This window comes from Helicobacter sp. 10-6591, assembly GCF_003288805.1.
Classification (GTDB): Bacteria; Campylobacterota; Campylobacteria; order Campylobacterales; family Helicobacteraceae; genus Helicobacter_F.
On record NZ_NHYK01000019.1, the window covers coordinates 12,635 to 31,839 of the forward strand.

The window sequence follows — 19,205 nt, forward strand, 5'->3', positions numbered from 1 at the left end:
TGAAATTTCACTCCGTCTTTATAGGCAAATGTTTGGGGCTTATACCTTCACAAACTCATCTCATACAGCTTCTTTCTCTCGCTTGAGCTTGCGATATTGAGCTGTTGCCTGTATTTAGTAATCGTCCTACGCACGATTTTAATCCCGAACTTTTCTTCAACACTTTTAAGAATCTTTACATCGCTTAAGGGTTTCTTCTTATTCTCATTTTTTACCAGACCGAGTATGAAGTCCTTAATAGATGCATTTGAAGTATCACCATCGATTGCTGCGGTAAAAAAGCTCTTGATTGGAAAAATCCCGCGATCGCATTCTAGATATTTATTGGCTATTGCACGTGAGATTGTGCTGGCTGCATAGCCTAGATCTTGGGCAATATCCTTTAATTTCATGGGATGTATTTCCCCGCCCATAAAAAAATTGTATTGATTCTCACGCAGGGCAAGGGCGATTTTTAGGATTGTGGCCTTACGCATATCAAGTGCATCTACCAAATCTTTTGCCTCTTTGAGTTTTGTTTTGAGAAAATCTTGGGCTTTTTTCTGTTCGATTCCATCTGTATTTTTAAAATCTTTTGGCAGTCCTTCAATCATAATATTTGGATAGTAAATATCATTGATACGCACCTCAAGCTCATAAGTTGGCTTCAAAGAATCTTCTTTGAGATGCTCAAATATAAAAATATCTGGGATTATCTCTGGAATCTTTGCATTGAAATCTGAAGCTGGAGGATTTTTAAAAAGCTTGATAGTCCGCATGACCTTTTGGTAATGCGGATTCCTTTTGTATGTGGCATGGTTAGCAAGGTCTTTGATGATTTTAGATGCGAGTGTGTAAGCCTCGCCTTCTAGTTCGCTTTCTTGGAGTTGGAAATAGAATGCTTCTTGCGCATCTTTTGCGCCAACACCACAGGGTTCAAGCAGGCTAAATCTTGAGCGCACTCGATCAAATTCCTCGATACTTACGCTTAACTCTTGGGCTAATTTTGCAATATCGCTATCTAAGAATCCATCTTGGTTGATATTTTCAATAACGCACATTGCTATCTTGCGTGATGTTTCTGTGGGAAAAATTTTTGGGTTTATCTGATCGATAAGCATTTCATGCAAATTTTCTTGTGCAATAGCAAGAGATTCTATTTTGTCTGTGACTGGGTTTTTAAGACTTTGTGTTTTTTTGAGAGGCTTTTGCAAGCTTTGGGTGCGATTTGATTGAATCTCTATGTAGGGATTCTCTTTTGCAAAATCATTGAGCACCTCCTCTATCTCATTAGCTCCACTTTGTAAGATGGGAAGCCAATTTTTGAGCGTATTTGAAAGTCGTGGCTTTATGGTGGTGTTTGTCCTGAGTTTGCCTCCAATACTCATGCCTTAAAGTGTTCCCCAAGATAGTATTTCTTGACAAGTGCATTCTGGTAGATTTCATCAGCACTGCCGCTTGCCAATAAAGAGCCACTTTTGATCACATAAGATCTGTGGCAGACTGAAAGTGTTTCCCTCACATTGTGGTCAGTTATTAGCACGCCAATATTAAGTTCTATGAGTTTTAAGATGATATTTTGGATGTCTGCCACAGCCTTTGGATCAACTCCAGCAAATGGTTCATCTAACAGTACGAATTTTGGATTTTTCACCAATGCACGCGCTATCTCTACGCGTCTGCGTTCACCACCACTTAGACTTACACCCTTTCGAGAGCGCAGAGGCTCTATATTAAATTCCTCTAACATCTTTTCTATGCGAATTTTACGCTCCTTGCCGCTTTTAATACTCGCTTCTGCAGAAAGCATAAGGTTTTGCTCCACGCTTAGATCTTTAAAAATGCTAGATTCCTGTGGTAAGTAACCTATGCCCATATTTGAGCGTGCATGTAGTGGTAAAGAAGTGATTTTATGCCCATTCAAAAACACATCTCCAGAGTTTGGGTGCAAAAGCCCACAAATCATATAAAAAGTCGTTGTTTTACCTGCGCCATTTGGCCCTAGCAACCCTACAACTTCCCCGCTACTTACCTCCACTGATACATCATTGACTATTTTTGTTTTTTTGATTTGCTTACTGAGATTACGTGCTTCAAGTTTATTCATTGTGTTATCTCATACTTTCTTTGATTGTCTTGTAATGGGGTTATAGTGATTGTGACAGTAAAAAAATCCCATCTTTTTAGCATATCTCTCAGATGATCCTCTGCCCACTCGATAAAGTGTATTCCCTTTCTTTCAAAAAGCTCAAGAAAGCCAAGCTCCAAAAGATGACCAAACTCCCTTTGGTACAAATCATAGTGGAATACCTTATCTTCGTAATCTTGCGAGATACTAAAAGTTGGGGAAGTTACTCCATCTGTTTTGAGAAAAAATTTCACAAACTCTTTTACCAAAGTGGTTTTGCCACTGCCCAAATCTCCATTGAGCAGAAAAAACACATGCGGATTGTGTGTGGATATATCTAGCAGATACACACAAAGCTCATTGAGGTTGTCTTCAGAAAATATAAAGCTCTTATGATCTGATAACATCTTTCAATCCTAAATATTCTTGTATACCGCTAATGAGAGACTTATTGCGCTCTATAAATGCTTTGTCATTTTCTTGCATATTTTGTTGGTCTTGTGATGGAATTGCTTTAACAGAGGCGAGATTATCCTGAGCAGATTCTTCTGCGATAGTGGGCTCTTGTGTAATAGCCGATTCCTCTCTGATAGTAGGTTCTTGGATGGGCTGTTTTAGTTGGGAATCTGTTTGCGTATTTTGTGGCACTTTGGTTGATTCTATACTCACGCCTTCGCCAAAAATCTCAGTAATTTTATTTTTGATAAAAGCAAATCCTTGAGAAAGCATTTGTTTGCAATCACCTTGAGCGGAAGTTTTCCAGCTTAAAACATTATTTGCAAAACTCACAAACTCGATGTTTTTACTAAAGCATTCGCCCAGTTCGTAGTTTCTGTCATAGATCGCATTTTTGAGCTTTACAAAGAGCGCCTCTCCTTGTGTTACTGGGTGTGGGCTTATTGATTCTTGTGGCTGTATGTGGCTGTGGTGCACGGAGTGGGTTTGTGTATTTTTGGTCGTCGGGGCTTTGCTCTGTGTGTTTTGCGTGACAAATATCTCATTTTCGAGATCTTGTATCATTGATTCTATCTCTTTGACTTTTAGAGCTTCTCGCATTTTTAAAAGGCTAAGCAGCAAGACAAAGCTCCCATCGGTATTAAGAGAGAGAAGAGTTTTAGAATCCACGAGAATTCTAAAAAATCTATCGAGTAATACAGGTGAAAATCTCTTGTCATTGTGTATCAGTCTGTCTTTAAGAAATAGCATCATTTCATCTAAGACCATTTCGCATTCATATTCTTGAAGGGTCTGTATATGCGCTGTAAGATCGAGATTATCAGGAATTTGTAGTAGCTGTGTGAAAAGTGTTTCAAAAATCTGTGGATCGACTATGCCAAGCATATCGCTTACACTGATGACATCAATACTCTTCTTGCAAAAGATAATCGCTTGATCAAGCAAAGTAAGCGTGTCACGCAAACTTCCAGCACCACTACGAGCGATAATCTCTAAGGCCTGAATCTGATAGGAGATATTTTCCTTCTCTAAAATATTGACAAGATGCTCAATCACGAGCTTTTGTGGAATCTGCTTGAAGCGGAAATGCTGTGTGCGGCTTAGAATGGTTGCTGGCAACTTCAAGGGATCAGTGGTAGCAAGGATGAACTTTACATATCCTGGAGGTTCTTCTAATGTCTTAAGGAGTGCATTAAAAGCCTCCTTGGTAAGCATATGTACTTCATCGATAATAAAGATTTTGAATCTCCCAAAGGCTGGTTGGTATTTTGTCGCTTCGATAAGGTCGCGTATATCATCGATTTTGCGGTTTGAGGCTGCATCCATCTCGATAATATCAAGATGCCTTCCTTCTAACGCCGCCTTACAATTCTCGCATTCTCCACATGGCTTAGAGGTTGGTCCTTTCTCACACTGCAATGATCGGGCAAATATTCTTGCAGAACTTGTTTTGCCACTGCCGCGTAACCCACTGAAAAGATAGGCATGAGAAATATGCTGAGAATCTAAAGCCAAAGAAAGTGTTTGTGAAACCGCATGCTGACCAATAAGGTCTTCAAAGCTTTTGGGACGGTATTTAAGTGCAAGAGCTAAGGACATTATTTTTCCTTTGAGTCTTCAAAGCTGAATATTGGCAGATCAAGCTTGTATCGGATTGCAAAAAGTCGCAAAAGTGTGCCAAAAATGAGTGTGATAAAAACGCCCAGAAGCGAATCTGTATGGAAAAATTTCACCAAAACATAATACAAACTTGCACTTATCATTGAAACGCCTGCATAAAGCTCCTTTTGGAATACAAGTGGGATACGATTACAAAATATATCGCGCAATACCCCACCAAAAACACCTGTAATACACGCTGAACTTATAGCGATGACAAATCCGTAGTTTCCTGCCATTGCTACTTGTGCACCGATGATACTAAATACTACAAGCCCGAGCGCATCAAGACTTAAAAACAGCTTTTCAAATCGCACGAGTGTCTTTGGAATCTTTGTCGTGAGAATAGCAATCACACAAATGAGAATCACATAATGGGGATTGCTCACCCAAGTAAGCGGATAATTCCCTAGCAACATATCGCGTATAGAACCCCCTCCAATAGCAGTGACAAGCGCTATAAACATAACCCCGAAAAGATCCATCTTATGTCTTCCTGCTGCAAGCGCTCCTGTAACTGCTTCCACAGAGATACCAAGTATAAAAAGCCAAGTCAGAAGCGTAGCATCATCAATATACATTGCTAGATTTACTCTCTTAACAAAGATTTTAAAGCTCCGGGATTATAGTAGGTGGAAACTTAAAACAAGGAATCTCTTTTGCTTTAGACTCACTAGCTATGACTTAAGGATTTGATACCATGATGAGATCTCTTTATACTGCCACCACAGGTATGGTTGCACAACAACTCCAAATCGATACGACTTCAAACAACATCGCCAATGTCAATACAATCGGCTACAAAAAACAGCGTTCAGAATCAGCAGATTTGTTCTATCAAGTCTTGCAATATGCTGGCACTTCTACAAGCGAGACTACTATCTCACCCACAGGGATTGAAGTAGGTATAGGTGTAAGACCAATCTCTGTGCAAAAAATGTTTTCTCAAGGACATCCAAAAGAAACAGAAAATAATCTTGATATTGCTATTACAGGAAATGGATTCTTCCAGATTCAACTTCCTGATGGCAATATCGCTTATACTCGCGCTGGAAGCTTTAAACTTGATAACCAAGGAAATCTTGTCAATTCCAGTGGCTATTTGCTTGTACCAAATATAAATCTGCCTGAAAATACCACAGAAATAAGTATTGGTACTGATGGGACTGTAAGCGTCAAAGAAGGGAATCAAACAGAAATAAATGTTTTAGGACAAATCGAGATAGTCAATTTTATTAATCCTGCTGGTTTGCATAGCCTAGGGGATAATCTTTTTATCAACACAAATGCTTCAGGAGAGCCTATTGTAGGTGTTCCTGGAATGGAGGGATTTGGGCAACTCAGACAGGGATTTATTGAACTTAGTAATGTCAAACTTGTTGAAGAAATGACAGATCTCATCACTGGGCAACGCGCATACGAAGCAAATTCAAAGAGTATCCAGACAGCAGATTCAATGCTCCAAACTGTCAATACCTTGAAACGTTAGTCTTTGCCATTACTAAAATCTCGCTCTTAGGTTATAATCCTTCGCAAAATTAAGGGCATTTGCATCCATGTTTTTCCGCTTTATCACCTTCTATTATTGCAAATATTTTTTTATCATTTTTCTTGCCTTGGAGTTGTTTTTTGTCGGGATTGATATGCTCAAGTATGTCGATGACCTGCCAGATTCTGCGAATCTTTTTATTCTTTTTTTATTTTATGATTGCGTGTATGCCATGAGCTACACACTGCCTATTTCGCTCATTCTTAGCTCTATTATGTTTTTGGTCACTTTTTTGAAAAGCAACCAGCTTACAGCTCTACTTGCTTTAGGATTCTCTCGGATTAGCATTATTGCACCGATTCTGTTTGTTGCTACCTTTATTACTTGTTTGCATATCTTGCTCAATTGCACTCCATTTGCTTATGCCAAAGAAAGCGCAGAATCTATTGTTAACAACAAAGCCGTACTAAATGTCAGACAAGATGCATTATTAAAATTTGACAACAAATACATCTTTATGGGCAAGATTTTTCCACTCGATGATGGCAGCGCACATGCAGAAAATATTAAGATTTTCGAATTAGAAAACAAGCAGTTACATAGCTATTATGTGGCCAAGAGCGCATTTTTTTCTCACGACATATGGAGATTGGAAAATGCAAGTTTTTTGCGTATCGCCAAAGAATTGGAGCTTGGCAAGTTAGCATTAGAGCGCACAGACCTCGGAGAGCTAGAAGTTTTGAAGGGTTTTCGTCCAAAGGTGCTTGATACATTCTCTCAAGATAAGCCAACTGTGTCTATCATCGATGCGCTGGATACACTAAAGATTTCTATCGAGCAAGGTACAAATTCCACCAAAATGCGTGCGATTCTTTATAGTTTGATTCTCGTGCCATTTTTTGTGCCTTTGAGTATTCTTATCATTGCCTCTTATATCCCCTCACTCCACCGCTATGGGAATCTCGCATTGATAAGTTTTGCTTGTATTATAGGGGCATTAATCATTTGGGGGCTGTTTTTTTCATTTTCAGAACTCAGCATTAGTGGGCTTTTGCAACCAGAGATTGGTGTTTTAAGCCCATTTTTGGTGCTTGTTGGAATCAGCTTGTATTTTCTACGTAAAATCAACAAAAAATTCATTTAAGCCCAATATTTTAATTTTTGTTTTACTCAATAGCAGGCATAATACCCGCATTTATTTATCCATATTTAAGGTGGTAGCGACGATGGAAGAGGTAAAAGCAGACATTGGAGATAGAGTCTTTACATTTGCAGGTTTAGTATATCCGCATTCTTTAGAGGGAATACTTTCACATCATGATTTTGTTGTTGGGATTTATACCCTGCTTATTACACTTTTGATTTTGTTGTTTGCAAGAATTGCAACCAGCAAAATGCAGCTTGTTCCTAATGGGATTCAAAATATTTATGAGGCTTTGCTTAGAGGGATTGTGGACTTTTCCAGAGACATTGTAGGCGAAGAAGTTGCAAGAAAATACTTTCCTCTTGCTGCAACAATTGGTTTTATGGTGCTTTTTGCAAATCTTATTGGAATCATTCCTGGTTTTGAATCCCCATCATCTAGTCTGAGTTTCACGCTTGTTTTAGCACTTGTCGTGTTTTTTTACTACCATTTTGAAGGTATCAAATCGCAAGGTGTTGTGAATTACTTCAAACACTTTGCAGGTCCTGTGTGGTGGCTTGCACCACTCATGTTGCCTGTAGAGATTATCTCGCATTTCTCGCGTATCATCTCTCTTTCATTCCGTTTATTTGGCAATATCAAGGGTGATGATATGTTCTTACTCATAATGCTTATGCTTGCACCTTGGGTAGTTCCAGTCATTCCTTTTGCTATTTTGACTTTTATGGCGTTTTTACAAGCTTTTGTGTTTATGATTCTCACTTATGTGTATTTACATGGGGCAGTGATGGTAGATTCTGACCATTAGCCTACCGTTTTATATTGAATCTCAAGTCTTACCTTATCACTCCACAGATTACTTCAGACTATATCGCTAGCTTTCCTCTCATCTTACAAATGTTCCAGCCTGATTTTGCGATGTTTCGCATCAGCCAATATGATTGTATGCAATGCTTTGATGAAGTCTTAAAGCTTGCAGAGAGGTTTGTATCTATTTGCCAAAAATCTGGGGTTGTATGTTTTTACAATCTGCCAGATTCTCTTTTAGAAAATGCCTTGCAATATGATATTTTCGCATCTTTTGATGGAATCCATCTTAAAAATACACAGGCAAGTCTTTTGGAATCTTTCAACAAAGCAAATCCTACCAAATCCAAGAAGCTAGGCTTTAGCGCCCACAATAAAGATGATGTTTTGTATGCACTCCATCAAGGTGCGCATTACTGCACACTTAGTCCTATCTTTGCTACACCAAATAAAGGCAAAGCGCTTGGTATAGAGGCATTATATTCTCTCTCTTATGCATTACGTCAGTGCACTTTCGCACTCGGTGGGATAACTTCGCAAAGAAACATTGACACACTTAGCAGCATAGATGGCTTGCAGGGTTTTGCATCTATCCGATATTTTCTCTAGAATCCTATAAACACTAAATAAGCGTTCTTGGCTTTGATTCTATGTAGATGGCTTCTCTGAATATTCTTGATTTGGGATAAAACTTTTGAGAAGTGCTTAGAGAAATCTTAGTGCTTGTGATTTTGCGATTTTGTCGCATTCTTCGTTTAGTGCAATACCAGAGTGTCCTCGTATCCAAGTAGCGTGCACAACATGTGGTTTGCTTACATCCAAATACAAACGCCATAAATCAGGATTTTTCACTTTCGCAAAGTCCTTTGCTATCCAATTTTTTAGCCATAAATTTATGCCATCACACACATATTTTGAATCGCTATAAAGCTCTACATAGCAAGATTCTTTGAGTGCTTTAAGGCTTTCTATGACTGCAAGAAGCTCCATTCTATTATTTGTTGTGTGTGCTTCTCCGCCACTGAGAATCTTCTTTGCCTCCTTGAATTGCAAAATTCCACACCATCCACCTGCTCCTGGATTGCCAAGAGATGAACCATCACAATAGAGAGTAACTGATTTCATTCTTTTGCTCAACGACTTTAGAGATAACTTCAAGGCTCAAAGGCTCATTGCATTTAGGGCAACGATTACTCTCAAATGGAAAAATATTTTTGCACTCATTGCAGCGATACTCAAACACAAGATTTGCTTTAAAGTCCGAAAATTCGCGCAAGACTCTAATGCTTTCTAATTCAAAACTACTGCAGGGTGCAGAATCCAGATAGCCTTTTGCTCGATAAATATCTAAGATTTTTTGGTTTTGTAATTGATTGAGAGGAATTTCCTCTTTGTTAAATTTCCAAAATATATCTATGAGATTTTCAACATTTTCTAGCTGTAATACCTCTTGCCAAAAAAATGCAATATTGGTTTCTTTATAGAATTTTAATACGAGCTTTTGGAGTTTTGGGAATTTGGATTGCAAATCTTTGAGTTTATGAAACTTGGACCTTAAGCTCAGATTTGTATCAGCAATCACATCAAGAGCTTGTAGATACAGAGAGTTTGTATATATCTGCTCGAGGTATTTTTTGTCATTATCCTGTGTACAAATCTCATCTATACAAGATAAGGCATCAAGTGCTGCTTTATACTCCCCAAGATTTTCATAAGTCTTTAACAAAAATTCCAAGACTTCTGGATTACGCGGATAGTTTTTGATTATTTCCAAAAAAATATTTTTTGCTCTCTGTAGGAAACCAGCGCGAAAATACGCGATACCTAGCGCATACAAAATACGTGATTTTTCTTGGGGATTTGTCAGATTATTAGCGATGCTTGCATAGATTTTGATAGCTTCTTGGATATTGCCACTTTGGATATATGCTTGCGCGATGAATTCAAGTGTAGGCAATGGGTTTGGACTGAGATTCAAAAACTCCTCAACACCATCTTTGATGCCCAGATAATCATAGGATTTTTTCAGATTCTCAATAGAATCCAAACGCTTTTTCTCTCGCAATTTATTACGGATAAAATCCAGCGCGCCGACGACAGCAACGACGACAAAGAGAACAACAACCCCAAAAAGTGGGTCCTTATACCAGGTCATATTATTTTCTTACATAAACGATTTTTGCAGATGAGCGCATTTTGTCAAAGTGATTTTTGATGATAGTTTGTTCTTTTTGTGCCACAACACGACTATTTATAAGCGGTTTGGCTTCCTCAAAACTCATCAATTTATTGCCCTTTTTTTCTACAATCAAGAAGCTAATAAACAGCCCATCCCCAGTATTTAGTATGGGTGTAAATTCATTTTTTGGTGTTGTGATGAAAACTTGGGCTATTTGTGGATTGAGAATATGCAGTGAAATCTCCTCAGAAGTCTTTTCCACACCATCAATATTTTTCTTAGGATTTTTTATCGCTCTTTGCAATAAAGCATCGCTTTTGGAACTATAGCGCGTAACATTTACTGATTTGGGTAAATCAAACTCTTTTTTATGCTTGTTATAGTAAGCAAACAATTCGTTCTCATCAGTGATACTCACATTGCTTGCGAGGATTTTTTGCATAAGTTCGCGTGTTTGGAGCTGCTTTTTGAGCTCAGTACGGTAAGCTTGGTAGCTCATGCCTTCTTTGGCGATTTTTGATATAAGGGCGCTTTTGGTGATTCCATTGCTTGTAGCAATTCTTGATATCTCATCATCGATTTTGAATTCATCAATTTTGATTTTAAAACGTTCAATCTCATCATCTCTCAAACGCTCATTAATAAGCATATCAATCGCTTGCTCTTTATTGACCTTGAACTGCTCTTGTGCAGCTTTAATTTCTTGGATTGTGATAGCATGGCTATTTACTCTAATCGCCACTCCAGCAATCACCTCAGCCCATACATAACCCAAAAAAACATTACAAAAAAACGCAGCAAATAAGATATGTCTCATGAATAATGCCTTTATTTAAAATTGATGATTTTTTCAATAATTTGATCAAGATCAAGTACATACGTGATTGCACCGACTTCTATCGCCTTTTTTGGCATACCAAAAACAACACAGCTTTGCTCGCTCTGTGCTATTGTGGTTGTGCCATTATCAAAAAGCTCCTTTATACCTATACTTCCATCATCACCCATTCCTGTAAGAATAATACCAAGTGCACTTTTGCCAGCGACATTATTCACTGAGCGAAACAGAATATCTACGCTTGGCTTATGTCGAGAGATTCTAGGGCCTTCAAAAGGCTGGGCTGTATAGGCATTATGCTCGTAGTTTAATAAAATGTGCGAATCACCACTTGCAAGATACGCACAAGAATTTTGCAGATACATTTTTTCGGTCACTTCAAAGACCTTGACTTTTGATAGGGAATCCAATCTCTTGGCAAAAGAAGTTCCAAAAAGCTTTGGAATATGTTGGACGACAACTATTGGTGGTAAGGTATTCGGAAGATTCTCAAAAATCACACTCAACGCATCCACGCCACCCGTACTTGCTCCTATTGCAATGAGTTTTGGACGCAATGGGTCTTTGCATGGTTTTTTGGGCAAAAGCACATCTGGATGTAGCTTTACGCGAAGATTATCGTCTTTAGGGTCTTTTGGATGGATTTTGTTGTGCTGTATCATATTTGTTACTTAAGCTTTTTTGATAAAAATTTTTCTGCCAAGTTTTTCTGTCTCTACATCGAGATCATACAATCCTTCAGAATGCCCAAGGTAAAGCGTTCCATTGATTTTCAATAATCCAAAAAGTCGCGATAATATCTCCATCTGGTCATTCTTTTTGAAGTAAATTAATACATTGCGACAAAAAATCACATCAAAATCCTGAGATAAAAATGGATAGGTTTTATTAAAGAGATTGAGTTGGCGAAAAGTTATCATCTCTTTAAGCTTTTGTTTTACGCTTAGATGTCTTACCTGGGGATTTTCATCTTGAATATCAAAGAACTCATTGATTTCATCATAGACCCATTCTGGCCATTTTTCTAAATTTGGATTGAGAGTATATTTACCACTCTTAGCAATTTGCAAAACCTCTGTATCAATATCTGTAGCAGTGATTTCAATTTTTGCACCTGAATTATAGATTTTCTTCGCATAGAGTGCAGTGCAAGCGATTGAGTAGGGTTCTTGTCCTGTTGAGGAAGCACAGCAGAAAATCTTGATTGGTCTATTTTTAGCAAAAAGAGATGGCAATACCCTATCAAGCAAGTCTTCAAAATGGAAAGATTCTCGAAAAAAATCTGTCTTATTGGTGGTAAAGACATTGATAAATTCTTGGGCTAATTTTTTGTCTTTATCAATTGCTTTGAGCAACTCTTCTATGTTTGAATAATCCATATCCTTCGTGAGCTTTGCTATACGATTTTTAATCATTGCCATTTTAGAATCAACTATATGGATACGAGAAAGCTCATAAATTTTATTTTGTAGCAAGTTTAGCCCGCGCTCATTTAACTCCAGCATTCCACTTTCTCCTTAATAGTTTGTTTTGAGATGTTTATTTAAAGATGATCGTCTTTGTGCCATTGCGAGAATAAATGAGGATTCTTTTATTTTTGTTTTTAAATTTTGTTAAGGCTGCATTGAAATGAGATGGCTTTGTGATGCTGATATTTTCTACTTGCGCAATAACATCACCCACTTCAAAGCCTATCTTTTGTGCGAGTGAATTTTTATTCACTCCTGTAACAACCACACCTTGTACATCACTACGAATTCTGAATTTTTGGCGTAAGTTTTGATTAAGCTCACTAAGACTCAAGCCATCGATCCCACTGTCTGTTTGTTGTCCGTTTGATTTAGAATCTTGTATGCTTTGTTTTCCATCGCTAAGCTCACTTAATGTGATTTGGGCTACCTTTTCTTGCTTATCGCGAATATATTTGATATTGACTTTCTCTTTTGGTGCAAACATCCCAATAGTATTTTTGAGATCTTGGGCAGAAGAGATTTTTTTGCCATTAACCTCTATTATGAGATCCCATACCATAAGTCCAGCTTTTGCTGCAGGAGAATCTTGCTCTATGCTAATGAGCAATGCACCATCTTTTTGGTTGTATGTATCCTTTAAGTCATCGCTTACATCTTGGATGCCAACGCCCAAATAACCGCGTCTAATCGAACCTTTTTCTATCAATTCTTTTGCAATCTTTTTAACCATCTCAGAGGGAATCGCAAATCCTATGCCATGATTGCCCCCTGTGCGAGAAATTATCGCAGTATTTATACCAATAAGTGCACCACGGGAATCTACAAGCGCACCACCAGAGTTTCCAGGATTGATTGAAGCATCAGTCTGTATAAAGTTTTCGTAGTCATTGATTCCAATACCACTTTTATTAAGAGCTGAGATTATCCCCTGTGTGACAGACTCTCCCACACCAAAGGGATTACCAATAGCAAAAACAACATCACCGACCATAAGCTTGTCGCTATCAGCAATTGCTATCGCTGGCGTGTTTGGTTTATCAACCTTGATAACTGCAATATCACTTCGAGAATCTGAACCAATAAGTTTGGCTGTATATTCCTTCGAGCTTCCAGAAAAAGATACGAGTATCTTGTCTGCACCATCGATTACGTGGTGGTTTGTAATGATATAGCCATCATTTGAGATCACAACGCCACTTCCTAGGCTTCGTTCCATTCTATCGCGAGGAATCTGCCCATAAATATCACCAAAAAAATGCTGGAAAAAGGGGTCTTCAAACATTGGGTGGTTTGGTAAGTTGTTTGCGACTTGTTTTTGTGTCGAGATATTTACTACTGCTTTTGTGGCATCGCTAAGGCTTGAAGCATAAGATTGGATAGTGGTTTGAGAGATTGTTGGGTTTGTTCTTTCTTTCACACCGGGTGCGCTTTTGAATTCAAAAGCATAAAGATTTGCCAAAAAAGCCATAAGAATGGTTACATACAGAGATCTCATAAGAACTGCTCCTTAAAATTTATTTTAAGATTTTTTGTTGTTTTCTTTAGATTTTAAAGAATAATGGAGTTTGAAATTACATCAAAGGGTGCTATTTTATTACCTATTCTTAAATATTTAAGAAAATCATCCATTGGTTTCATCTGCTCTCTTTTTGCGTTCTTTTCTTGTATGTAGCGCTTTTTCTTGGAATGTATATAATGAAAAATAAGCTTAAATTTATTATCTAAAACATACTAAAATCTCTGCGCCAAAAGAGCGTGGAATCTTCTTTAAAAAACCTTTAAAGATCATAAGTTTCATGAGTTCTTGGAGATAGTTTTTTTAAATTTACAAGGAGTTTTTATGAGTACTGTCGGTATATTTTACGGAAGCGATTCTTCAAATACACAAAGTATTTGCGAAAAAGTAGCCAAAGAGTTAGGAGATGGGGCAAAGCTTTTTGATGTAGCAAAAGCCTCAAAAGATGATATTACTGGTTTTATAAATCTAATCCTTGCTACACCAACCTATGGTGCAGGTGATTTGCAAGATGATTGGGATAGTTTTCTTAGCACTTTAAGCGAAGAAGATTTTGCTGGGAAGACTATTGCGCTTATTGGTGTTGGTGACCAAGATACTTATGCAGATACTTTCTGTGATGGTGTATCTTATCTGTACGAAAAGGTGCAGCAGGCAAAAATTATAGGACGAACAGAAAATAAGGGCTATGATTTTGATGAATCTCGAGCACTTGTAGATGGGAAATTGGTTGGCCTATTGCTTGATGAAGACAACCAGAGCGATTTGACAGATCAGAGAATCAGCAAATGGGTAGCAGAAATCAAAGGACAATTTGCTTAAGTTTTTAATCCAGCTAGATTCTTAATCTAGCACTACCATTACTTTTCCACTCTAATACACTCTTTATAAGCCCACCCTTAAGAACATCAAACTTTTGCTATACTTAGCCACTTTTTTACAGCACAAACTCACTTAGCTATAAAACTTCAGGAGGAGATTCTTATGGAATTAAAAATCGCTAGAGCAGACTTACACACCAAAAAAAAGAACGAAGCAAAAATCAGCCTTGATGAAATAAAAACTAGAGTGCAGGAACACAACGAACACGCTTTTTACCTAGATGGTACAAATACACATAAAGATATGCAAAAAGCTAAGGCTAGTCTCGAGAAATCTGGACTTCGTGTCCAGCTTAATGAAGTGCGCTATGGACTAGATGACAACACCTACATCTATGAGCTTTATGTGGTGTGATACATCCAGTTATGGTACATACCCCACCCCAATACAAGAGAGTCTATATTGAGACTCTAGGTTGCGCAATGAATGAAAGGGATTCCCAACATTTACTAGCGGAACTACAAGAAAAAGAAAGATACACACTTACTAGCAATCCAAAAGAAGCAGACCTCATACTTATCAATACCTGTTCTGTCCGCGAGAAGCCTGAAAGAAAGCTTTTTAGCGAAATAGGGCAGTTTGCTAGAGAAAAAAAGCAAGGTGCAAAAATCGGTATCTGTGGCTGCACTGCTAGCCACTTAGGCGAAGAAATCATAAAAAAATCGCCAGATGTAGACTTTGTACTCGGTGCTCGCAACACCTCAAAAATCACACAAGTTTTACACACGCCAAAAGCTGTGGAAGTAGATATAAACTATGATGACAGCTCGTATGTTTTTGCATCTGGACAAACTATGGGAATCAAAGCACTTCTAAATATTTCTATTGGTTGCGATAAAAAATGCAGCTATTGCATTGTGCCCTTCACTCGCGGACAAGAAATCTCAATTCCACAAGATTTGCTTTTAAACGAAGCAAGAAAACTTGCCCAAAACGGAGTAAAAGAACTGCTTTTATTAGGCCAGAATGTCAATAATTATGGTGTGCGATTTAGCGCTCCACATCCAAAAGTCAATTTTACGCAGCTTTTACGCTCTCTTAGTCAAATTGATGGCATTGAGAGACTACGCTTCACTTCACCCCATCCATTACATATGAATGATGCATTTTTGGAGGAATTTGCCAATAATCCTAAAATTTGCAAGTCAATTCATATGCCTCTTCAGAGCGGTTCTAGTAAGGTACTCAAAGCAATGAAGCGCGGATACAGCAAAGAGTGGTATTTGCAACGCATCGAGAAATTGCATTTTTTCTTACAAAAAGCAGGTATTAGCGATGTAGGTATTGGCACAGATATTATCGTAGGATTCCCGGAAGAAAGCGATGAAGATTTTGAAGAGACACTTGATGTGGTCAAGCAAATTGGCTTTGATACGCTCTATAGTTTTATATATTCCCCACGTCCACATACAAGCGCATACAATATTGATAATTCCAAGCTTGTAGATTCTAAAGTGGCTAAAGAAAGGCTTGAGAGATTGCAGACCCTGCACAGATCACAGCTTAGTATGCGCTCCAAAAATGAGATTGGAAAGATTATGGAAGTATTGATAGAAAACTTTCGAGATGATGGGAAAGAAAGCTGGAGCGAGGGCAGAAGTGGGACAAATCGACTTATTAAGATCTTAGGCCACAAACGCAAGATAGGTGAAATTCTTAAAGTACGTATTACAGATACACAAGGCGGAAGCTTATTTGGCGAGGTGTTGTAATAGTAATAGTTTGTCTCAACCATGAGCGGCTTTGTCTCTCAAGTGCAGTAGCTCATCATAAAGATACTAAGTGGGAGATTAGCGGAAGCAATGACAGCAATCACAGTGGAAGTGATAGTAGTGGTACTACTACAATTAGCAATCTTGAATCTGGTGGCATCACTACCAAAAATACTGCCGGTAGCAAAAATCACTTAAGCAAAATCAATCAAACACAGCCAAAGTCCTAAACAAAGAATTATTAAAAGCTCTGTAATGTGCACAAGTGTAGGCAAGTACGGGAAGCTTTTTGGTTAATATTGTCATTTGTGCAAAAGAAAATTTCTCAAGCCTTTAAGGAGTTTTAAGTGAAACTGGAATTTAGCCAAATACCACTGAATGATTTTTCGCATTTTGAGTGTAAGGATTCTGACTTGCACGCAAGTCTTGTTGTCACATTAGAATCCTACCTCGCCTACATCGACACGCACAAAGCAGAATCTGAGCGCAACCTCGTAGCCAACGCACTAAAAGCGCTACTTTTTGATAAATTAGGCTTTATCAGTATCGCTGAGCAATCACAAGGTAACAATAACAGCAACATCGACTTAGTACTAAAAAATAGCGACTCTATCGAAGTGTTGATTGAAGCCAAAAAGCATCAGAGTGCTGAAATGTTTAGCGCGCAGAATGGGAAAAGCAAAAGTCCGTGCTTGTGGGATTCCCACATAAAAAAAGTGATTGGAAGCCTATGCTTAGGGAAGCTCAAGAATGTATGATTGCATTTATCAAACACATAGCGGAGTTTGAATCTGTGTGGGTGTGCATAGATCCACGCGACAAAGATGCGAAAAAATTCGTGCTTTCATCGTGCAAAAAAGAAATCAAAAATGGGACCTTACAAATCCTTGATGTGCGAAGCAATGATGTGTGGGCGCGAGATTTTGCCCCACTTACGATATGCCAAAACAATCAAAACATTAAGCCATTTAAGCTTATCGCATTACCATTTCCTAAACCCATATATCACAAAAAAGAACGCTTGCCTGCGAGTTATGCAAACTTTTTGTTTGTCAATGGTGGGCTACTTGTGCCAATCTATGGAGACAAAAAAAATGACAAAAAAGCCCTACATATTCTCCAAGACGCACTGCCACATCATCGCGTAATAGGAGTCCCTGCAAAGACCCTCATTAAATGGCATGGCAGTTTGCATTGCACAACTATGCAGATATACTAAGCTACACATTACATACCACAAAGGAGGCGTATGCACTACATTTCTAAGCCATTGCAAGAATTTTTACACACATATACATTACCAAACCCCACGACACAATCCCTTAACACATTTAAAGAACACTTAGATCATTTTTTAGCCCAATGCCACAAACACACCGCGCAAGATACAAGCGAGAGTGAGGAATTTCAAAAGAACCTTATTGCAGATTTTTTAAAACAAGCATTTAGCTACCCAAAAATCAACACAAAACACAAAATCGATCTTGCCATATACGAAGATGATGAAGTCAAGACATTTTTTGAAGTCAAATCCATAGCCAACAAAAGCGAATTCCCCAAAAGCACCCAATCCCTAGATTCCAAAGCCTTGTATGAAGCCCTGCTGTATTATATGAGAGAACAAAACGAGGGAAATAACAACCTCAAATGTATCCTCTTATGCAATGTAGAATCTTTTTATCTCATCAGTGCCAAGGAGTTTGAGAAACTCTCCCAAAACAAAGAATTGCAAAAAGCCTACAAAAATGTCGACAAAAAGCAAGGCAACGACACAAGCACAAAAAAATTCTATCAAAAAGCCCAAGAAATCCTAAGCACACTTGATATGGAGATGACTTTTACACATTTTGGGATTAAAGACACCGAGCCTGTCTTGCTATATCAAGTCTTTAGCCCACATATACTACTTGGCTACAAAACCCACATCGATAGCAATGTGCTAAACCAAAACTTCTATGAAGAGCTACTATATATCTTGGGATTAGAAGAAACAAAAGATGGCGCCAACAAACTCATCAAACTTAGCGACACGCCAAACACCCTAAGCTACGCGATAAGAGAAAATTTAGGGCTAGATTGCGTGCGAGATTTTGAGAGCATATTTGAGCTTATCATCACATGGAATAACCGCCTTTTATTCTTGCGTTTGTTAGAATCTATGCTGCTAAGCTTCAAACATATCCCAAAGCCCTTTTTGGATTCAAGTGTGATAGAAAGCTTTGCCAAACTAAACACACTCTTTTTTGAGATTCTCGCACTTAGAGAAAATGTCCGCAAAAGCATACCAAAAGAGCTAGATTCTATCCCTTACCTGAACTCAAGCCTATTTGACAAAACCGAGCTTGAAAAGCAAGGCAAAGAAATCAAGCTTTTAGATTCAAAGCCATTAGCACTTTATAAAAAATCAATCCTCAAAGACACCAAAAAGCCCCTGCCACTTTTAGAATATCTCTTTTATTTCCTAAACGCTTATGACTTCACCACCACCCCAAAAGATATACAAGACAATGTCAAAATAAACCACGACAAACTTATCAACGCCGCTGTTTTAGGGCTAGTCTTTGAAAAGCTCAATGGCTACAAGGAAGGCAGTTTCTACACGCCAAGCTTTATTACAAACTATATGTGTAAGCAATCCCTGCAGCAAGTCGTGATACAGAAGTTTAACACCGCTAAAAATTGGAATTGCAAAGATTTACAATCCCTAAAACTAAGACTAGATAAACTCACAGATTCACCTGATGGCTACAAAGAAGCAAATGAAATATTTGATTCCATAAAAGTATGCGATCCAAGCGTAGGAAGCGGACATTTCCTCGTTTCTATGCTAAACAATATGATAGAGCTAAAATTCCACCTAAAAATCCTTTGTGATGAAAACTTTGAACGCCTAAAAGACATACAACTACGCCTAGAAAACGATGAGATTGTGCTACAAGATTCT

General features: G+C 38.1%; 20 protein-coding genes and 1 pseudogene. 10 read left to right on the forward strand and 11 right to left on the reverse strand.

Features of this window, described 5'->3' with window-relative positions; all coding sequences use genetic code 11:
* Positions 1 to 47 precede the first annotated feature (47 nt).
* Genes CCY97_RS06625 through CCY97_RS06645 form a run of 5 tightly spaced genes read right to left on the reverse strand, consistent with a single transcriptional unit; the run spans position 48 to position 4,803 of the window.
* Positions 48 to 1,367, reverse strand: a complete 1,320-nt coding sequence (locus CCY97_RS06625) for an RNA polymerase factor sigma-54 (RefSeq protein WP_112064690.1) — start codon at positions 1,365 to 1,367, stop codon at positions 48 to 50.
* The gene (gene lptB, locus CCY97_RS06630) at positions 1,364 to 2,086 is read right to left on the reverse strand and encodes an LPS export ABC transporter ATP-binding protein (RefSeq protein WP_112064691.1); all 723 of its coding nucleotides are present in this window, start codon (positions 2,084 to 2,086) and stop codon (positions 1,364 to 1,366) included. The genes CCY97_RS06625 and lptB overlap by 4 nt, the downstream gene beginning before the upstream one ends.
* Positions 2,083 to 2,514: a tRNA (adenosine(37)-N6)-threonylcarbamoyltransferase complex ATPase subunit type 1 TsaE gene (gene tsaE, locus CCY97_RS06635; RefSeq protein ID WP_112064692.1), complete on the reverse strand. Its 432-nt coding sequence runs from the start codon at positions 2,512 to 2,514 to the stop codon at positions 2,083 to 2,085. Before tsaE ends, lptB begins: the two co-directional genes overlap by 4 nt.
* Positions 2,498 to 4,162, reverse strand: a complete 1,665-nt coding sequence (locus CCY97_RS06640) for a DNA polymerase III subunit gamma/tau (RefSeq protein WP_181562852.1) — start codon at positions 4,160 to 4,162, stop codon at positions 2,498 to 2,500. Before CCY97_RS06640 ends, tsaE begins: the two co-directional genes overlap by 17 nt.
* On the reverse strand, positions 4,162 to 4,803 hold the full coding sequence (locus tag CCY97_RS06645) for a trimeric intracellular cation channel family protein (RefSeq protein ID WP_112064694.1): 642 nt from the start codon (positions 4,801 to 4,803) through the stop codon (positions 4,162 to 4,164). The genes CCY97_RS06640 and CCY97_RS06645 overlap by 1 nt, the downstream gene beginning before the upstream one ends.
* Before the next feature lie 119 nt (positions 4,804 to 4,922).
* Between CCY97_RS06645 and flgG the strand changes: the two genes are divergently transcribed.
* From flgG to CCY97_RS06665, 4 genes are all read left to right on the forward strand, one after another.
* Complete coding sequence (gene flgG / locus CCY97_RS06650; RefSeq protein WP_112064695.1) at positions 4,923 to 5,711, forward strand: flagellar basal-body rod protein FlgG; 789 nt, start codon at positions 4,923 to 4,925, stop codon at positions 5,709 to 5,711.
* A 67-nt stretch (positions 5,712 to 5,778) separates the two neighbouring features.
* A complete protein-coding gene (locus CCY97_RS06655) occupies positions 5,779 to 6,855 on the forward strand; it encodes an LptF/LptG family permease (protein WP_112064696.1) in 1,077 nt (358 codons plus the stop codon).
* 103 nt (positions 6,856 to 6,958) lie between these two features.
* Positions 6,959 to 7,663 (forward strand): F0F1 ATP synthase subunit A, encoded by a 705-nt coding sequence (locus tag CCY97_RS06660; protein ID WP_258457079.1) that lies wholly within the window; start codon positions 6,959 to 6,961, stop codon positions 7,661 to 7,663.
* A gap of 14 nt (positions 7,664 to 7,677) precedes the next feature.
* Entirely contained in the window at positions 7,678 to 8,271 is a 594-nt protein-coding gene (locus CCY97_RS06665; protein WP_112064698.1) for a thiamine phosphate synthase, read from the forward strand.
* A 96-nt stretch (positions 8,272 to 8,367) separates the two neighbouring features.
* Here the strand turns inward: CCY97_RS06665 and rnhA are convergent, their stop codons facing one another.
* The 6 genes from rnhA to CCY97_RS06695 are packed head-to-tail and all read right to left on the reverse strand — an operon-like array spanning position 8,368 to position 13,646.
* On the reverse strand, positions 8,368 to 8,787 hold the full coding sequence (rnhA, locus tag CCY97_RS06670; protein WP_112064699.1) for a ribonuclease HI: 420 nt from the start codon (positions 8,785 to 8,787) through the stop codon (positions 8,368 to 8,370).
* The gene (locus tag CCY97_RS06675; RefSeq protein ID WP_112064700.1) at positions 8,762 to 9,817 is read right to left on the reverse strand and encodes a tetratricopeptide repeat protein; all 1,056 of its coding nucleotides are present in this window, start codon (positions 9,815 to 9,817) and stop codon (positions 8,762 to 8,764) included. The genes rnhA and CCY97_RS06675 overlap by 26 nt, the downstream gene beginning before the upstream one ends.
* Before the next feature lies 1 nt (position 9,818).
* A complete protein-coding gene (locus CCY97_RS06680; RefSeq protein WP_112064701.1) occupies positions 9,819 to 10,658 on the reverse strand; it encodes a peptidylprolyl isomerase in 840 nt (279 codons plus the stop codon).
* Between the two features lie 11 nt (positions 10,659 to 10,669).
* A complete protein-coding gene (locus tag CCY97_RS06685; RefSeq protein ID WP_112064702.1) occupies positions 10,670 to 11,341 on the reverse strand; it encodes a CheB methylesterase domain-containing protein in 672 nt (223 codons plus the stop codon).
* 9 nt (positions 11,342 to 11,350) lie between these two features.
* Positions 11,351 to 12,184, reverse strand: a complete 834-nt coding sequence (locus tag CCY97_RS06690; protein ID WP_112064703.1) for a protein-glutamate O-methyltransferase CheR — start codon at positions 12,182 to 12,184, stop codon at positions 11,351 to 11,353.
* 34 nt (positions 12,185 to 12,218) lie between these two features.
* Positions 12,219 to 13,646 (reverse strand): Do family serine endopeptidase, encoded by a 1,428-nt coding sequence (locus tag CCY97_RS06695; RefSeq protein ID WP_112064704.1) that lies wholly within the window; start codon positions 13,644 to 13,646, stop codon positions 12,219 to 12,221.
* Between the two features lie 345 nt (positions 13,647 to 13,991).
* Here CCY97_RS06695 and CCY97_RS06700 point away from each other — a divergent pair, with 345 nt between their 5' ends.
* From CCY97_RS06700 to CCY97_RS06720, 6 genes and pseudogenes are all read left to right on the forward strand, one after another.
* Positions 13,992 to 14,489 carry a flavodoxin gene (locus CCY97_RS06700; protein ID WP_112064705.1) on the forward strand — a complete coding sequence of 166 codons (498 nt, stop codon included), beginning with the start codon at positions 13,992 to 13,994 and terminating at the stop codon, positions 14,487 to 14,489.
* A gap of 162 nt (positions 14,490 to 14,651) precedes the next feature.
* Positions 14,652 to 14,903, forward strand: a complete 252-nt coding sequence (locus tag CCY97_RS06705; RefSeq protein WP_112064706.1) for an HP0268 family nuclease — start codon at positions 14,652 to 14,654, stop codon at positions 14,901 to 14,903.
* Positions 14,904 to 14,914: 11 nt separating this feature from the next.
* The gene (miaB, locus tag CCY97_RS06710) at positions 14,915 to 16,261 is read left to right on the forward strand and encodes a tRNA (N6-isopentenyl adenosine(37)-C2)-methylthiotransferase MiaB (protein ID WP_112064707.1); all 1,347 of its coding nucleotides are present in this window, start codon (positions 14,915 to 14,917) and stop codon (positions 16,259 to 16,261) included.
* Positions 16,262 to 16,608: 347 nt separating this feature from the next.
* Positions 16,609 to 17,019 carry a hypothetical protein gene (locus CCY97_RS08150; RefSeq protein ID WP_146744519.1) on the forward strand — a complete coding sequence of 137 codons (411 nt, stop codon included), beginning with the start codon at positions 16,609 to 16,611 and terminating at the stop codon, positions 17,017 to 17,019.
* On the forward strand, positions 16,956 to 17,480 hold the full coding sequence (locus tag CCY97_RS06715) for an agmatine deiminase family protein (RefSeq protein WP_258457081.1): 525 nt from the start codon (positions 16,956 to 16,958) through the stop codon (positions 17,478 to 17,480). Before CCY97_RS08150 ends, CCY97_RS06715 begins: the two co-directional genes overlap by 64 nt.
* Before the next feature lie 30 nt (positions 17,481 to 17,510).
* Positions 17,511 to 19,205 (forward strand): annotated as a pseudogene (locus tag CCY97_RS06720) (class I SAM-dependent DNA methyltransferase); the annotation flags it as partial.